Genomic DNA, 16,705 nt, shown 5'->3' with positions numbered 1-16,705 from the left:
AAACAGGTAATACCTTCAATTTAACTTAACTAACTACTTTAAAGTGAAGAGAAATTCAATTTTTGGTTTTAATATTCTGTTATGTTTACCTAAAGTTTGCAACTGACAGTATTTTTTCAATCTGCCTGGGTGCTTTAATGACTCGAAATAAAGCAATAGCTCTAGTAAAATAAGTCTTGCTGTGTATGCTGCGATCGCAACTTTGCAAAGTTAAAGCATACTGAAAATAAGCTTCGGCTAGATCGCATTTAGCTCCGATACTATCTAATAAAGCGATCGCCTGTTGGTGAGTAGTCTCAGCTAAATCAATATTATTAGACAGACGATAGATAACAGCCAGACCAGTCATAGCTCTGGCTTTAATTTGTAAATAGTGACCCTCCTGAGAAAAGGCGATCGCTTTAGCAAACATAGTTTGTGCTTGAGATATTGCTCCTAAATTTAAGTATGTTTGACCGAGTAGTTGAATAAAATAGGCAAAACGACCAGTATTATACCGCTTATCTTGAAGTTCTACGATTGCTCGATAGAATTTATCGACCGAGTTATTTATTGCCGTTGGTTGTAAGTACGAATTAACTAAAGCCAAGCCAATAGATGCCTTTTCCGACCAAGAATGATGTTTGGTGTTGCGGGCTACTCGAACAACTTGCTGAAAATAATTAGCGGCATCTGCCAATTCCCACAAATCTATTTTGTACAAGCCAATACTTAACAGCGAATCTACTTCTAACATTCGCCAGTAGTAAGCGTTATGGCTATTAGTGTTGCGAGAAATAGACCGCAAACAATTAGTTGCCATATCGATCGTCTGTTGCTGGCAAGCGATCGCGTTTCTTACTTTTCCAACAATCCAATAGATATCTCCTAAGATATTATTTAATTCGCTTTTATAGAGATCGTTTGTCAACTTATCGATAATTTGCAAAATTGCGGTTAATAAAGGCTGTAGTAATCCCAAACGATAGAGAGTCGTACCGAGAGTTAGATGCTGTCCCCATTGATTATTGCGACTGTATAAAATAACTCTGGCAGCAGCGTTAAAATCGTCGATCGCTACATAGTGATAGTATGCTTCTAAAGCAGTCAAACCATCTCGGACATTATTAATTTTGTTAACGCTTTGCGTCCAAAATTCGGCAATTTTTTGATTGGTTTGCAGCCATTCTGTTTGAATCGTCTGCAAGCGTAACATTGCTTCGGCTTTGATTATCGGATGCAGCCAATAGTTTCCCGATGAAAATTCTAATAAGGAACGATTGCACAAAGATTTTATTATCCGTAGTTGTTGGCTTATCTCTACATCCCACAGTAAAGCTAATAATCCAGAACGAGATACAGCACTCAGATCGCGATCGCGAAAAGCACCCAGACGACACAGCAGTTTATAAGCAACAGGATCGAGATTTTGTAAGCGATTGAATTGACTGGCAACCAAGTTTTTTAGATCTGTTTCTATTAGCGGATCGCTGCTGTTTGCTTGCCAGTAAGCTGTTAGATCTTTTTGATAATCTTCGCTAACTATGCCGCAAATTATTCCCATTGCTTTGGCGTTACCGCCATAAGTACGATGTATCTTTTCTAATACTGCTGAACTATCGGCAATTTGATGGAGAGCAAAAAATTGTTGCCACGCTGTTTTGTCCAATCCAGGTAAGCGATAGTGAGCCAAGGCAATATCTGCTTCACAAAGGCGATCGCGACTGGTAATTAGAGTTACAGATTTGACTTGACGCTCTGCTAAAATTCGCAGTAATTCTAAATAGTTGCGATGAGGAGAAATAAATTTTCCGTCTTTATCTAAAGCTGGTTCTAAATTATCTATTAAAATACCTACAGGTTTAGTTGCTAAATGCCGCTTCAATCTTGCCAAACTAATGCCAAACTCATTACCCGATTCTTCATTAAAATCTTTAATCAGCCATTCTTCAACGATACTTTCGGCAGCAATTATGTTTTGAGTTTCTTTTGCCATTATAATTTCTAGCACCAATTCAAAATTATAATTAGCTAAAAATTGTTGTGCTAAAGTAGTTTTGCCTACACCACCTTCACCTCGAATGACTATTATTTTATTGCCACTATTGACTAAAGTTTGTAGATGGGCGATCGCGGTATTTCTGCCGACAAAATTTGGTAATTGTGGTTTAGTAGACTGCGCTTTAGTCAGAGCAAATTGTCTGGTTAGTGCATTACGAAAACTGCTTTTAGTAACTGTTTCTCCCCAAAGTTCTGTTAAAATTTTCCACAATTGCGAACCAACGTCTTTGGCGTGTCCTTCGGTGCAGCCATATTCATCGGCAATTTCTAAATACTTTTTCCCTTGCCAGACTTGTTTAATAATAGTAGTTTGTAAATCGCTGAGATGCTTCCCCGTAAGCTCGTAGAGCGAGCGGTCGATTAATACTATTGCCCGTTCTAAATTCATAAAAGTCTTGACTTGGGAGCAATAAAATAGTTGAAATATAAACTAAGTTTAAAGCTCAATAGTAGACTAGTTTTCGATTAAAAGCTATATGTCAACCGTTCTTATTGTAGAGCGATCGCTTTTTTTATGGTTTGTTCATTTAAAATAATAATCAAAGCTTTTTATTTGTATATTCTTAATTTTGCTGCGATCGCGCCAAAAGCTCGATAGAGGCGAGCGCTAGAAATATTAAACAAGCCGAAAACCCTATCGGGAGAAGATATATTGTCGGGGTTTAATTTGGATTTAACTAATATTTTTAGCTAAAAGACTAGCGATCGCAACTCAAATAATTATTGCTTCAAATAATTTAAGTTTGGGTTGAACGATTGAAAAAGTTTTAAGCCTTCGATCGAAAACACAACTTTTTATCAAAGACTTAAAATATCGTTTAATTTGCTTAATTAGAAGCTATCGGACGAGAGCCGTCTACTTCTATAGTATCTTTCACTGCAAACTTGTCTGACATAATCGGACGTTCGCCATCTTCGTTGTAACTATCTACAACTTCAACATCGCTTTTATCTACAGGACGAGAACCATCTACTTCCAATGTCTTGTCGGAATTTAAAGGTTCGGAAGTAATAGGACGTTTGCCATCTATGTCTAAAGTAGCTTTTATTTCCCGATTATTAGACATAATCGGACGTTTGCCATCTTCAGCATAAGTTTCTTCAACTCTGACATCGCTTTTATCTACAGGACGAGAACCATCTATTTTTAATGCTTTCTCAGCATAATCCGAACTTTCAGAACTTGTAGGACTTTTGGGATCGATGTTTAGTGCGGCTTCGTTTTCGCTTTCGTTGACAACATTTACTTCCGTTTCGCTATTGTCTAGATCTTCTTGAGGCTGAATTTCAGAATCCGAGCTTTCGACTATAGTTGAGTTACTGCTATCTGCATTAGAACCAGCAACCAGATCGAGATTACTTTTTGCTATTGGACGCTTGCCATCTTCTTGATAAGTATCTTTAACTTCAATTTCTCCCTCTTTAACAGGACGAGAACCATCAATATCTAAGGTTTTGTTGCTGTCATTGGGTAGTGATTCGTTATTCATTTTTTATATTTAATACTTTGTTTTAATTATAGTTTTATGCTTACGCTAACATTTAAAGATCTTGACAAAATCTCGCTAAAGTAAGTTTTTACGCTCGATCGAGTAAAAAATTCATAACAAAGTCGCGGCTTTTTCTGCCAAACTCGAACGTTCCCCTTTATACAAAGTGATATGACCTGCCAGGGGTTCGTGTTTGAATCTTTCTACTACATAAGTCAGCCCATTACTGGCAGCATCAACGTAGGGGTTATCAATCTGATCGGGGTCGCCAGTAAGAACGATCTTTGTACCTTCTCCAGCACGAGTAATAATAGTCTTTACTTCATGAGGAGTTAAATTTTGCGCTTCGTCGATGATTAAAAATTGATGGGGAATCGTTCGCCCGCGAATGTAAGTTAGAGGTTCGATCTGTAGCAGTCCCATTTCAATTAGTTCTTCATGTCCCCGTCGCCAATGACCTGGTTGATTTTTGGAATCTTTGGTATCAAAAATCATGTCGAAGTTGTCATAGAGAGGCTGCATCCAGGGAGTGAGCTTTTCGTTGATATCTCCAGGTAGATAGCCAAGATCGCGACCCATTGGCACTACAGGACGAGAGATTAAAAGACGATGATAAATTTTTTCGTCGGCTACTTTTTGCAGTCCTGCGGCGATCGCCAATAAAGTTTTTCCCGTTCCTGCCGTTCCTACCAGGGTTACTAACTGAATCGCATCTTGAAGCAAGAGGTTGAGTGCAAATCTTTGTTCGCGGTTGCGTGGCTGAATACGCGATACTCCTGGCTTGGGTAATTTAATTAACGGGGTAACCATGTTACTATCGCCTACTGCCATAGCTAAAGCGGTATGAGAAGGATTGGCGATATCGACTAAAGTTACATCCTGATTGGGTAGTAGTTCTCGATCTACCGCCACTGCTTCTTCTTGAAACAGCTTTTCGATGGTAGCTGTGTCAACCAAAATTTCTAAAGATCCTGTGTATAGTTCTTTGACATCTACCTTGTCGGTTTCATAGTCAGCAGCATTTAGTCCTAAAGCATCGGCTTTAATCCGCAAATTGGTATCTTTACTAATAACAACTACTGGACATTGACACTGTTGTTGGCACTGTAAAGCCACAACTAAAATAGCGTTATCAGCCAGATCGCCATTTAACTCTGGCGGTAGTTTTTTTAGAGTGCTGCGATCGCTCAAAGCAACTTTTAAAATACCGCCATGTTTGAGATTTACACCTTCAATTAAATTACCGTTAGAGCGCAACTCATCTAAAGTACGAGAAACTTCTCTAGCATTTCTCCCCGTCATTTGCGTCTGTTTTTTGAAACTATCCAATTCTTCAATTACGGCAATTGGTAAAATTACATCATTTTCTTCAAAGCAAAATATAGCTGTCGGGTCGTGAAGTAAAACATTGGTGTCAATTACAAAAATTTTTTTCATGTACGAGGAGTTAAGTTAACAATCGATGCTAGAGAATAATAAATACGTAAAGGCAAGGCATTGCTTTGCCTTTACGCGAGTTTGGAATGCTGCTAAAAACAAAATGAGTAGCAGAAAAAAGGGAAGTGCGATTTCCCTTCATTGCTTTTAAAGTATTGCTATAAATTAAAAACCGATGTTACTGCTATTCGTTCATCCAACGCACTGCATCTTTAGCGTGATAGGTCAAAATCAGATCCGCACCAGAACGCTTGAAGCTAGTTAGAGTCTCTAAAGTAAGTTTTTTCTCATCAATCCAGCCGTTGAGGGCGGCAGCTTTAACCATCGAATATTCTCCCGAAACATTGTATGCCGCTACGGGAAGATTGGTAACTTCTTTAACGCGCCAAATAATGTCCATATATGCCAAAGCGGGTTTTACCATCAGCATATCTGCACCTTCAGCGATGTCTAATTCGACCTCTTTAATCGCTTCGCGACCGTTAGCAGGATCCATTTGATAGGTGCGGCGATCGCCAAATTGAGGTGCAGATTCGGCGGCATCGCGGAATGGTCCATAGTAAGCTGAAGCGTATTTAGCCGCGTAAGAAAGTATGGGAGTTTCGGAAAAACCTGCTTCGTCTAAACCTTCTCTTATGGCGGTGACAAACCCATCCATCATTCCTGAAGGAGCAATAATATCTGCCCCTGCTTTAGCCTGAGATACGGCGGTTTTTTTAAGTAAATCCAAAGTAGGATCGTTTAAAACTCTACCGCTTAAATCTCCTACTTCTAAATAACCGCAGTGACCGTGAGTTGTATACTCACACAAACAAGTATCGGCAATAACTACTAGTTCGGGAACGGCTTCTTTAATGGCAGTTGCGGCTTTTTGCACGATACCGCAGTCGTGCCAGGCACCAGTAGCCTCGACATCTTTATCTTCGGGAATACCAAATAAGATAACCCCAGGAATACCAAGATCGCGTACTTCCTTAGCTTCTTCAACAATTTTATCTACCGATAGCTGATACACTCCAGGCATCGATTTAACTTCGGTAGCTACTGCATCTCCTGGTACGGCAAATAGCGGATAAATTAAGTCGTTAGCAGTTACAACGGTTTCTTGCACCATGCGACGCAATTGAGGGTGTTGGCGCAGACGGCGAGGGCGATTGATGGGAAACATAGATTCTATAGCAGTTTAGTTATACTTAGAATCTTATCTTAAATGTAATTGTAGACTCGTTACTATCTGTAGTTTGCAAATATCAACATTGCGATCGCTTTAGCAATGAACAGAGAACAGGGAACAGGGAACACTACAGAGGGTAAATACTCATTGCTCATTGCTCATTGCTCACTGTTCATTGTTGATTACGATACCGATTTTGGGCGCGATCGCGCTACAATCGGCTGCAAAATCGATTTAAATAAATCAATGGTTGGTTATCTGGTTTTTCTAACAATTTCAGTAGGGTTGTTTGCTTTATTTGCTTTGGGTTTAAATTTGCAATGGGGTTATACAGGTCTAATTAATTTCGGTCACGTAGCATTTATGACCGTAGGGGCTTACGCTACGGTACTACTAAGTGCATTAGGCGTACCGTTAATTATTGCCGTTCTTGCAGGTGCGGCAATCTCCTCTCTGTTGGGTTTGCTAATCGGAATTTCTACTCTCAGACTGCGAGAAGACTATCTAGCGATTGTGACTATTGGTGTTTCCGAACTGTTGCGTTTAATCGCTCTTAATGAAGAATGGCTGACGAAAGGTGCTTTTGGCATCCAGCGATATCCCCTACCCTTAGATGGCTTCGACCCCAGTCTCTGGCAAAAATATCTGGCGATCGCTATACTTACCTTACTGGCAATTTTTGCCGTCGCTCAACTGTGGCAGGGATTGAGAAAACAGCGACAAGAAGGCAAAGAAATTCAAGGCAAAAGCTACCAGCCTACCAAGTTAATTGGCTCAATCGTCTGGGGTATTATCGGTTTGGCTCTAATTTTGACCTTATACATTAATGGCTGTATTGCTTTATTAGATTACAACTATAAAGCAGGTTTGATGTTGTTAGTGTTGTTGACTGTGGCGGTTGTCTATTGGGGTTTGCAGCTATTGGTGCATTCTCCCTGGGGCAGAGTCTTAAAAGCAATCCGCGAAGATGAAGAAATACCTAGAGCTTTAGGTAAAAATGTGTTTTGGTATAAGTTACAGGCTTTTATGTTAGGTGGCGCGATCGCAGGTATTGCGGGTGCTTTTTATGCTTGGCAGTTAACTACAGTCTATCCTAGTAATTTTGAACCTTTAGTAACTTTTAACGCTTGGACTATGGTAGTTTTAGGCGGTGCGGGAAACAATGCAGGTACTCTGTTAGGGGTAGTCATTTTCTGGGCTTACGATGCTTTGACCCGCTTTTATTTACCAAAATTGGGGTTATTAAGTAGCGCCGATTTGGGAGCATTTCGGATTATGGTTATTGGGCTAATCTTAATGATTTTGATGGTCTGGCGACCTCAAGGAATTTTAGGTAAAAAAGAGGAATTAACGTTAGGCAAATAAAATACGCAAAAGAGTTTCTAAAATTGTTTCTCGATTTATAAAAACAGTGATTTGTCAAAACGCTCGATGTACTGTCTAGTATAAAGTTAAGCTATCGATCGCCAAACTGTAACTTTAGTTGTAAACATTGTCAGTTGCAGTCATATATAATACGTTTGTTACGAGCAGTTACCAATTTCTTACTTAACATAAAATAAATAATAGATTGGGGTTATTAGGCTGCAATAATAACAGCATTATTTGGTATAGGAGTGAATGTGATGATAGTCTCTCGTAAAATAGCTTTTTGGTTGGGTATTAGTTCGATCGCAGTATTGGGAATTGGCGAGTCTGCTTTAGCTCAATCTGAGGTCGAACTTAATTCTGCATCTAGTTTATCCCCAGTTACTGGGAGCGAACCTAACTGGCGATCGCTCGATGGTTCGGCAACATTTTTCTCTAACATCGCCCAGGGAGGTTCTGTAGAAGAAACAATTCCTACCGAACGAAATTCTGTAGATGAAATGACTCCTACCCAGCAAAGAAATTCTGTAGATGAATCATTTCCTAACGAAGTCGAAACACAAGAAACTGAAGTGGAAGTAGAACCCGACACCTCTGAAGTAGAAATTGAAGATTCTCAGGTAGAAGTCGAAGAACCCGAAACCGATAGTGGAAGTTTGAGCGATATATTTACTTCAGGACAAAATTATCTGGGAGTTGGCGGTAGCTTGGGATTTATCGAAGATGCCTATGGAGATTTTGGAGCTTTTGCGGCAATTAGTAAGCTGAAATTATTTACCCTTACTGAAAGTAACGATGTTTCGATTCGTCCTAGCGTTCTTGTCGGTAGTGATGTAACTTTTGTAGTTCCGTTTACACTCGATATAAATATAGGTAGTTTGGAGGACGCAGAGATTCTCGGGAGAAGATTTGTTCCTTATGGTGGTCCTGGTTTTACCTTCACTACCGATACTGATGTTTTTTACTTTACACTTACTGGAGGTTTGGACATACCTTTCGAGCAGTTTACAATCAATACTGAAGTAAATGTTGGCTTTTTAGACGACATTGCTTTAGGCGCGATTTTAGGCATTGGTTACAATTTTTAAATCTCTAGCGGTTTTCTAATCTCAGATAGTAGAGCGTTGATGAGGTAAGTGCCGTAGCATTGAAAGTGATACACTTACCTCTATTAGAATGCAAACATAGAAACAAACTAGACCATAATAAAATCCATTAATTCTTCGGACATTTCAAAATTTGTCACAACATTTTGTACATCGTCGAGAGATTCTAAAGTATCGATTAATTTGAGCAAAGATCGCCCATGTTCGGGATCGCTTACTTCGATAGTATTGTTAGGTATCCAGCGCAACTCTACATCTCGAACTGACAAATCTTGCTGGAGTAAAGTTTGATTTAGATGTTCTAAATTGGCAACTTCGGTTAAAACTTCCGCTCCTGTATCGATTTCATCGTCAATTGCCTGATAACTATCGGCATCTCCTGCTATCGAAGCCTCTAATAGTTTATCTTCTGCTACAGGATCTACACTGACTACTCCTTTTTGCTCGAACATCCAACTAACGCAGCCAGTTTCCCCTAAGTTACCGCCATTTTTACTAAAGGCAGCACGAATATCGGCAGCAGTACGGTTGCGATTATCGGTAAGTGCTTCTATTAATACTGCCACACCACCTGCACCATAGCCTTCATAACGTATTTCTTCTAAAACCGCCTCATCATCTTGATAAGTACCAGCACCCTTGGCAATGGCGCGATCGATATTGTCGTTGGGAATACCCGCAGCTTTGGCTTTGTCAATTGCGGTACGTAGCTGAAAATTGCCGTCGGGATCGGCAACACCATTACGCGCCGCTACAATAATGGCTCGCGATAGCTGAGTAAAGGTTTTGCCTTTTTTTGCATCTACTCTGGCTTTTTGGCGTTTGATATTAGCCCATTTACTGTGACCTGCCACTGTTCAATAATACCTCTCGGATCGACTTATTTTATTAATTTTACAAATCTGAGAAATTCAATGGCAAAGAAAAAAGCCGAGAATTTATCTCGGCTACAGACCTAAATTTGTATCCAACTCAGCAGGTGTAAGAGCTAATTATTACCCTAATGTCTGTTATTAATCTGCCATACAGAGGTAACGATAGGATTAAGAAGACTTTAAAATTTTACCGTTTGGTAATGGGTTTAAAGCTCCGTCATTTATAAAGATTGGGATTAAGGATTAGGGACTAGGGAATCAATTCCCAGTTCCTAGTCCCTAAAATAACCGTTCCGTTTACGGTGGTGAGCAGTCAAAAGTAAGAAAATGGTATATAGAAAAGAAGAAGTAATTTTGGGAGAATTTTCAGGTGAAATTATTCGTAGAAACTTTTACCGTCCGTAAAAAATTTGCTCTCAAAATTAGTCGCGGTACCACCGCACAAAGTACCAATTTATGGGTGCGGCTCGCCGAAGACAATATTGAAGGTTGGGGAGAAGCCTCGCCTTTTTCTATTAATAAAAAAAATACAGATACTGCTAAGCTACAGCAGGAGCTAGAAGTAGCTATTCCAACCTTAGAATTATTTCATCCCCTACAGCGACAAGAAATTATTGAAGCCACAAATAAGCTGCAATTGTCATCTGCGCTACAGGCAGCAATCGACATGGCACTGCATGATTGGATAGGGAAAAAAGCCGAGCTACCTTTATGGCAGTTGTGGGGTCTAAATCGCGATCGCATCGTGCCAATCTCGGTAACGGTGGGAATAAGCTCCCCCAAGAAAGCAGTAGAGCGCGTTCGAGCTTGGCAACAGCAGCTTGCGGTCAAAACGCTCAAGCTGAAGTTAGGCAATCCCCAGGGTATAGAAGCAGATAAAGCAATGTTGCAAGCAGTAAAACAAGTAGCACCTCAAGCCAAAGTAATGGTGGATGCTAACGGTGGCTGGAGTTTTCAAGATGCGGTTTATATGTCTCATTGGTTGTGCGATTATGGCGTAGAGTATATCGAGCAACCACTGGCAGTCGGAAAAGAAGCCAAACTAGCAACTCTATCGAGTAATTCACCTTTGCCAATTTTTGTTGATGAAAGCTGTTTTACCAGTCGCGATATTCCTTATCTGGCAGGTTCGGTAGCGGGAGTCAATCTTAAAATCATGAAAACAGGCGGTTTGACGGAAGCCAAACAAGCAATTGCGATCGCTAGAGCCTGCGGTTTGAAAGTCATGTTTGGCTGCTATTCTGATAGTAGTCTGGCTAATACCGCTATGTCTCATCTCGCTCCTTTAGCCGATTACTTAGATTTAGACAGTCATTTAAATTTGCTCGACGATCCTTTTACAGGTGCAACTATAATTGAAGGACGTTTGTTGCCCAACGAACTTCCAGGTTTAGGAGTGAATCGTGTTAACAGCTAAACAAAAAGTCGCAATATTACTCCACGACGGTATTGGCGAACAGCGTGGTAAAACTGGTGTAGCTTTTCTTCGCTACAGTGACAACGAAATTACCGCAGTTATCGATCGCCGCCATGTAGGTCGATCTCTGGCTGAGTTAACGGGTATTAAGAAAGATATCCCTATAGTCGCCAGTCTCGATGATGCTTTAGCTTACAAACCTGAAGTATTGTTAATTGGTATCGCTCCTTCTGGCGGACAGCTACCAGAAGATCTGCGCTCGGAAATCGAAAGAGCGATCGCGGCAGGTTTATCGATTATTAACGGTTTGCATACTCCTCTGGCTCCTCTATTTGACAAATTGCAGCCTTCTCAGTGGATTTGGGATATTCGTCAAGAGCCTTCAGGTTTGAGTATTGCCAAGGCACAGGCGAGATCGCTATCCTGCCAGAGAATTCTTACAGTTGGCACGGATATGAGCGTTGGCAAAATGTCTACTAGCCTCGAAATTTATCGCGCCGCTTGCAGACAGGGAATTAAAGCAGAATTTTTGGCGACGGGACAAACGGGAATTGCGATCGCTGGACGAGGAATTGCTTTAGATGCAGTGAGAGTAGATTTTGCTGCGGGTGCTGTCGAAAAAACCATTTTAGAACTAGGTGCGAATAGCGAGCTAGTAGTAGTTGAAGGGCAGGGTTCGCTGTTACATCCAGGCTCTACGGCGACTTTGCCTCTAATTCGCGGCAGTCAACCTACAGGGTTAATTTTAGTGCATCGCGCCCACGCCCAACACATTCACAACTTACCCAATATTTCAATTCCTCCCCTAACAGAAGTAGTCCGACTCTACGAAACTGTAGCTAGTGCGGGGGGAGCTTTTGGCAAAGTTAAAGTCAAAGCCATTGCTTTGAATACTTTTGGTTTGAATGTCACAGATGCCAAAGAAGTTATCGACTCGGTGCGAGAGGCTACAGGCTTACCCTGTACCGATGCGGTTAGATTTGGCGGAGAATTACTATTGTCAGCCGCGATCGCTTAAAGATATTCTGCGATCGACCCAATGCTTGGCATTTCTAATTGCTAACTTAGTCGTAACGGCACCAGGTACGGCTAGTGCGCTACCAAGCTCGTAATTTGCCCAGGCACTATAAATATACTTTTCTTGCCATTTGTCTCGACTAACTTGAATATCAAAACCACGATAGGTAAAAGTCAGGATGACGTTAGGATAATCTGGATCGATCGATGACTGCATAAAGATCAACTATTTTACTATTTCAAAATGGATCTACTTAAAAGGGTTTGAGATAATATAGCCTTGCCTCATTTTACATACACTACTAAGTTGCCTACCAAATTTTTATCGTTTGAACTATCTGTAATCGATCGCTATATTGCTACCGAACTGAGTATCTTCTTTTTGTTTGCTGTCGGATTATTATCTTCCGTGAGTGTAGCTGTTGGCAATATTTCCGACCTAGTCTATCGAACTACCGAATATAACATTCCAATTCCTGTTGCTATTTTAATTTTTTGTTATCAAATACCAGAATATATTGCTTATGCTCTGCCCATATCGATCTTATTAACAACTATAGTAATTTTTGGACGTTTAAACAGCAATGGCGAACTAATAGCAATGCAAAGTGTAGGCATAAGTACTTATCGCATACTTTTCCCACTGTTAGTTTTAAGTTCGCTTGTTATTTGTCTGACTTTTCTTTTGAATGAGTTAGTCGTTCCTACTGCTAATTACCAAGCCAATATAATTCAAAATTCATTCATTCCCGAAACTGAGCTTAGTTTGGCGAGAACAGATATTTTTTATCCAGAATATATAAAGGAGGGAACTAGCAAAAAACTTAAAAATATATATTTTGCCAAAAAATTTGCTAATGAAAAATTATACGATGTAACTATCATTAGCTGGAAAAAAGACCGATTAAAACAGATTATTACAGCCGAACAATGTGAGTGGAACGAGGGGCAGCAATTATGGATATTAAAGCAAGCAAAAATTAATATTATTTCTCAAAATATTGCTGAGACTAAAACCGAAAAATTAGAGCAAATAAAATTAAAGTTATCTCCTGCTATTTTCCAAATGGCTAGTAGAAATCGCAGTCCAGAAGAAATGAACATCTGGCAAGCTCGGCAATATTTAAATATTATCAAATACAGCGGTAAAAAACGGGAAATTAATCTATTTCAAGTTCGCATCCAGCAAAAACTAGCTTTTCCTTTTATTTGTTGGATATTTGCTTTAGTTGGTTCGGCTTTGGGTGCTAACTCCAATCGAATCGGCAAAGCTAAAGGATTTGGTATTTGCGTAATAATTGTGTTTTTATACTATTTTCTAGGCTTGGCAATTGGCAGTTTGGGTATTGTGGGTATTCTGTCCCCTTTTTTGGCAGCATGGCTACCAAACATAATTGGGTTAACTGTTGGAATACGACTGTTAACTTTGGCAAATAGTTAATATTATATTTTTTGTCTAGATCGCGATAGTGTTGTATTTGTAATTTAAGCTACGTATTTTACTGTAGGAAATATCTAATCAGCAAAAATATTTAGGATTATAATCCTTTATATAGACGTTATGTTTTGGATTTAATTTATATAATTGGCTTAATTATAGCCACCCAAAAGTCAAAATTTTATGAATAGTTATATCCCTGTAAGCTGTGACTTGCACGATCGCCTTGAAGCCATAGCTACACTCAAGCAAAGCTGTCAAATAAATTTTCAAAATGACGATCGAGAATTAAAACAAGTGTACGGAAAAATTATAGATATATATGCTGCCGAAGGTGCAGATTGGTGTAGACTGGATGACGACACAATAATTCGTCTCGATAAAATTGAGTCATTCGCGATTGAGTGAAATTTAAATTGAAAGTCCAGGGATTTATAACAGCTATTACTAATTAGATAGACTAAATTTTAAATCTTAGAATTTACCTGTTGAAATAAGCTAGCAAAGTCTGTCGTTACTACAGCATCTTCAGCAGCCTCTGGTTTAGAAATAATATCGAATGCTTTATTACGAGCGTCTGATTCTAATAAAGCTCTAACCACTACTTCGGCGACATCTGCTCTGGGAATTGAAGTAGGAATGTCATCAGGTGGATGGTTTAATAAAGTATCATCTTTATCTACTAACAGTTCTCTAACTCCACCTCGTTCGTTTAGTAGACCTCCTGCTCGAATAATTGTATAGTCAATTTCAGAATCGATTAAATACTGTTCGGCTTTGCGCTTCCAAATTAAAATATTGCCATTGCCCAGACGGTTGAGGGGATGATCTGGATTGGTACCGCCCATCGAACCGACTAAAACTATGTGTTCTACTCCTGCTTTCTTAGCCGCATCAATTTGATTTTTTTGCCCTATCCAGTCTATTTCTTCGGGAGTTTCCCCAGAGGCAAACTCAAATTCGGGTCTTTTACCTGGTTGTGGGGTACCTTTAGGCTGGGGAACAGCACTAGTTAGAATTACTAAAGCCTGACAGTCTCGTACAGCAGCTTCCAAACTCGAATAATCTTTAATATCTCCCCAGACAAAGTCTTCTGTCGAACCAAACATTTCTTTGACTTTATCGGGCGATCGCGCCAAGCCAATAGCCTGAAATTCCTCTCTTTGACGTAATTTTTTAACTACCAAAGATCCCGTTCTACCCGTAGCACCCGTAACTAATACTCGTTTCATTTAACTTTGTATCGAATACACTATAAAACTATACATCTTCAACAAACTACCAGGCAAAATTATAATTGTGGTAAAGAATGTAGTTACTTTAAAGTTATGAAATTAATTAGCTGGTTAGTTGCCAGAATCTTAAGACTAAATTTGTTGTTAATTGTCGCTACACTTATTGTCGTAATCGGGATATCTATGCCGAACGCTCTGGCTGATTCGACAGTAAATGAAGTCAAAGTTAGTTTGGGAAACGAAAGCGGCGAACTAAAGTTTTTTCCCAGTAACATCCAGTTAGAGACGGGCAAGCAATATAAATTACTGTTAGATAATCCCAGTCCAGTCAAACACTACTTTACTGCTAAAGATTTCGCCGATGCTAGCTGGACGAAAAAAGTTGAAGCTAGCAAAGTAGAAGTAAAAGGAGCAATTCACGAACTAGAACTAAAACCAGGTGCAGAAGCAGAATGGTTTTTAACTCCAATGAAACCAGGTAATTATGAATTACATTGTTCGATTAAAGGTCATGCTCCTGCGGGAATGGTAGGGGAAATCATCGTAGAGAATTAATTAACAACACCGACAACATCCGATTACATTAGCATTAGTGCCATTTCGTCAGTAGACTGAAATCCAAACTCCAAATATAACCTTCAACTAATAGTAATCTTGTAATCATAGAAACTTTAGAGGATCGACAACAAAAATGTCCAGGCATACTCAAGCTCATCTCAACCGTACGGTAAATAAGAATCAGCCAATGGCTGTTAGAAAAAAAACTCTCAATCAAATGCATTACTACATGGGTGCCAAACTGATTGAGTTTGGAGTAGATCCGCAGTCGGTTATGTATCGCTGGATGGTAAGCGATCGCCCAGAAGAACAGGTTTGTACTCTTAGTGCTTTTTGGGGCGATTCTTTAGAAAAACTACTTTCGGGAAATGAACCGCTGACTGATTCTGAATTAATAGATTGTGCTAGAGCTAACGCCTCTTCGGGAATAGCTAATACAGCTAAATTATGTGGTTATGCCAACGATGTCGATCGCTTTCGCTCGGCGTTACAAGATACTTCGCAACAACTGGATGTGTCGGGTAAATTTTTAGATAAATTACTCAATTGATTTGAAATTAACTGTAAGTTAAATTAAAGCCACGCATTTAATTGAAGGTAAACCCGTTGCCAACTGTTTCCATGTCAAACCAGCATCCTCTGAAGCAAATATATTGCCGTCGCTCGTACCAAATATAGCTTTGTTTCCCGAAGCGACCAAGTTACTAGTATTAATGTTGTGGGAAAACCATTTTGGTAGACCTTGCTGACATTTTTCAAATACTCCCGAACCATCGAGGGGAAAGCGATAAACTGCTGCTCTGCTGCCGCGAGGACCGTCAGAGACAGTGATTAGAATGGAATTACCGCAAACGGCTACGGCACGACAATAAGCACTATGAAGTCTCTGTTGCTCGAACTGCCAGGAATCACCCCGATCTCTACTAATGGCTAAACCTTCGCCAGTAGCTGCTAAGACTAGATTGGGACGATTGGCTACAGTAAGCACTTGATGAACGTCCGCATGAATATCTATAGTTGGTTGCCAGGATCGACCCCCATCTTGAGAACGAAGAATACCGCCAACGTGAACGTTGATGTAAAGTTCGTTTTGGCTAGATGCCATAGAGCGAACCGCAGGCGCACCACCCCAGGGGGTATACCACTCCGAACGACCCTCAACTTTGTCAAAGCTATTGATAAACTCAATGTTATTGTCGTTAACTCGTATTAAGTGAGCTTCGGAAGTTCCCGCTAAAATTCCTGCTTTTAAAGGTAGGATACATTTTAGTTCCAAGTCTTCAACAGAACCTAATTCAGTCCATTTACCAGCGTTATTACGATGCAATACCGATTTAAGATCGCTTACTACCCAAAGATCGTCATTACTATAAGCGATCGCATCGATCTGGTGTTCTGAATGTTCTACATCTTGCTGTGAATCGTTCGACAACCACAGACCCTTAGTAGTACCTGCGATCGCTTGCGGACTATAGTTTTTATTTACTGACGAAGGCTTTATAGTTTCTAGCGGTTGATGTTGTTTTACGCTAACCATTTTTAATTATTTT

General features: G+C 39.9%; 16 protein-coding genes. 8 read left to right on the top strand and 8 right to left on the bottom strand.

Features of this window, described 5'->3' with window-relative positions:
- Positions 1-85: 85 nt before the first annotated feature.
- The 4 genes from KV40_RS18120 to hemB form a co-directional block, all read right to left on the bottom strand.
- Positions 86-2,428 (bottom strand): AAA family ATPase, encoded by a 2,343-nt coding sequence (locus KV40_RS18120; RefSeq protein ID WP_036484485.1) that lies wholly within the window; start codon positions 2,426-2,428, stop codon positions 86-88.
- Between the two features lie 439 nt (positions 2,429-2,867).
- On the bottom strand, positions 2,868-3,530 hold the full coding sequence (locus KV40_RS36265; protein ID WP_052055748.1) for a hypothetical protein: 663 nt from the start codon (positions 3,528-3,530) through the stop codon (positions 2,868-2,870).
- A gap of 111 nt (positions 3,531-3,641) precedes the next feature.
- On the bottom strand, positions 3,642-4,967 hold the full coding sequence (locus KV40_RS18110; RefSeq protein WP_036484484.1) for a PhoH family protein: 1,326 nt from the start codon (positions 4,965-4,967) through the stop codon (positions 3,642-3,644).
- A 184-nt stretch (positions 4,968-5,151) separates the two neighbouring features.
- A complete protein-coding gene (gene hemB, locus KV40_RS18105) occupies positions 5,152-6,135 on the bottom strand; it encodes a porphobilinogen synthase (RefSeq protein ID WP_036484482.1) in 984 nt (327 codons plus the stop codon).
- Between the two features lie 252 nt (positions 6,136-6,387).
- Here hemB and KV40_RS18100 point away from each other — a divergent pair, with 252 nt between their 5' ends.
- Both KV40_RS18100 and KV40_RS32305 read left to right on the top strand, forming a co-directional pair.
- Positions 6,388-7,506: a branched-chain amino acid ABC transporter permease gene (locus KV40_RS18100; protein ID WP_036484981.1), complete on the top strand. Its 1,119-nt coding sequence runs from the start codon at positions 6,388-6,390 to the stop codon at positions 7,504-7,506.
- A 260-nt stretch (positions 7,507-7,766) separates the two neighbouring features.
- Complete coding sequence (locus KV40_RS32305; protein WP_052055747.1) at positions 7,767-8,597, top strand: hypothetical protein; 831 nt, start codon at positions 7,767-7,769, stop codon at positions 8,595-8,597.
- A gap of 107 nt (positions 8,598-8,704) precedes the next feature.
- On the opposite strand, the gene KV40_RS18090 is transcribed toward KV40_RS32305, so the two are convergent.
- Positions 8,705-9,469, bottom strand: a complete 765-nt coding sequence (locus tag KV40_RS18090; RefSeq protein ID WP_036484480.1) for a YebC/PmpR family DNA-binding transcriptional regulator — start codon at positions 9,467-9,469, stop codon at positions 8,705-8,707.
- Between the two features lie 391 nt (positions 9,470-9,860).
- Between KV40_RS18090 and KV40_RS18085 the strand changes: the two genes are divergently transcribed.
- On the top strand, positions 9,861-10,907 hold the full coding sequence (locus tag KV40_RS18085; RefSeq protein WP_036484479.1) for a dipeptide epimerase: 1,047 nt from the start codon (positions 9,861-9,863) through the stop codon (positions 10,905-10,907).
- The gene (locus KV40_RS18080) at positions 10,891-11,925 is read left to right on the top strand and encodes a DUF1611 domain-containing protein (RefSeq protein WP_036484477.1); all 1,035 of its coding nucleotides are present in this window, start codon (positions 10,891-10,893) and stop codon (positions 11,923-11,925) included. Before KV40_RS18085 ends, KV40_RS18080 begins: the two co-directional genes overlap by 17 nt.
- Here the strand turns inward: KV40_RS18080 and KV40_RS18075 are convergent.
- Entirely contained in the window at positions 11,908-12,141 is a 234-nt protein-coding gene (locus KV40_RS18075; protein WP_036484474.1) for a hypothetical protein, read from the bottom strand. The genes KV40_RS18080 and KV40_RS18075 overlap by 18 nt on opposite strands.
- Before the next feature lie 63 nt (positions 12,142-12,204).
- On the opposite strand from KV40_RS18075, the gene KV40_RS18070 reads away from it, so the two are divergent.
- Both KV40_RS18070 and KV40_RS18065 read left to right on the top strand, forming a co-directional pair.
- Complete coding sequence (locus tag KV40_RS18070; protein ID WP_253274301.1) at positions 12,205-13,365, top strand: LptF/LptG family permease; 1,161 nt, start codon at positions 12,205-12,207, stop codon at positions 13,363-13,365.
- A gap of 180 nt (positions 13,366-13,545) precedes the next feature.
- The gene (locus tag KV40_RS18065; protein WP_036484468.1) at positions 13,546-13,770 is read left to right on the top strand and encodes a hypothetical protein; all 225 of its coding nucleotides are present in this window, start codon (positions 13,546-13,548) and stop codon (positions 13,768-13,770) included.
- Positions 13,771-13,829: 59 nt separating this feature from the next.
- Here the strand turns inward: KV40_RS18065 and KV40_RS18060 are convergent, their stop codons facing one another.
- On the bottom strand, positions 13,830-14,594 hold the full coding sequence (locus KV40_RS18060; RefSeq protein WP_036484465.1) for an SDR family oxidoreductase: 765 nt from the start codon (positions 14,592-14,594) through the stop codon (positions 13,830-13,832).
- A 96-nt stretch (positions 14,595-14,690) separates the two neighbouring features.
- Here KV40_RS18060 and KV40_RS18055 point away from each other — a divergent pair, with 96 nt between their 5' ends.
- Both KV40_RS18055 and KV40_RS18050 read left to right on the top strand, forming a co-directional pair.
- Positions 14,691-15,152 carry a cupredoxin domain-containing protein gene (locus KV40_RS18055; protein ID WP_036484462.1) on the top strand — a complete coding sequence of 154 codons (462 nt, stop codon included), beginning with the start codon at positions 14,691-14,693 and terminating at the stop codon, positions 15,150-15,152.
- A 136-nt stretch (positions 15,153-15,288) separates the two neighbouring features.
- Entirely contained in the window at positions 15,289-15,705 is a 417-nt protein-coding gene (locus tag KV40_RS18050) for a hypothetical protein (RefSeq protein ID WP_036484459.1), read from the top strand.
- Positions 15,706-15,723: 18 nt separating this feature from the next.
- Here KV40_RS18050 and KV40_RS18045 read toward each other — a convergent pair whose 3' ends face one another.
- Positions 15,724-16,692 carry a hypothetical protein gene (locus KV40_RS18045; RefSeq protein WP_036484457.1) on the bottom strand — a complete coding sequence of 323 codons (969 nt, stop codon included), beginning with the start codon at positions 16,690-16,692 and terminating at the stop codon, positions 15,724-15,726.
- Positions 16,693-16,705: the final 13 nt, after the last annotated feature.

It is taken from the genome of Myxosarcina sp. GI1, from assembly GCF_000756305.1.
Lineage (GTDB): Bacteria > Cyanobacteriota > Cyanobacteriia > Cyanobacteriales > Xenococcaceae > Myxosarcina.
Note: the sequence above shows the minus strand (reverse complement) of the source record. Positions and strands in the feature narration are given on the sequence as shown.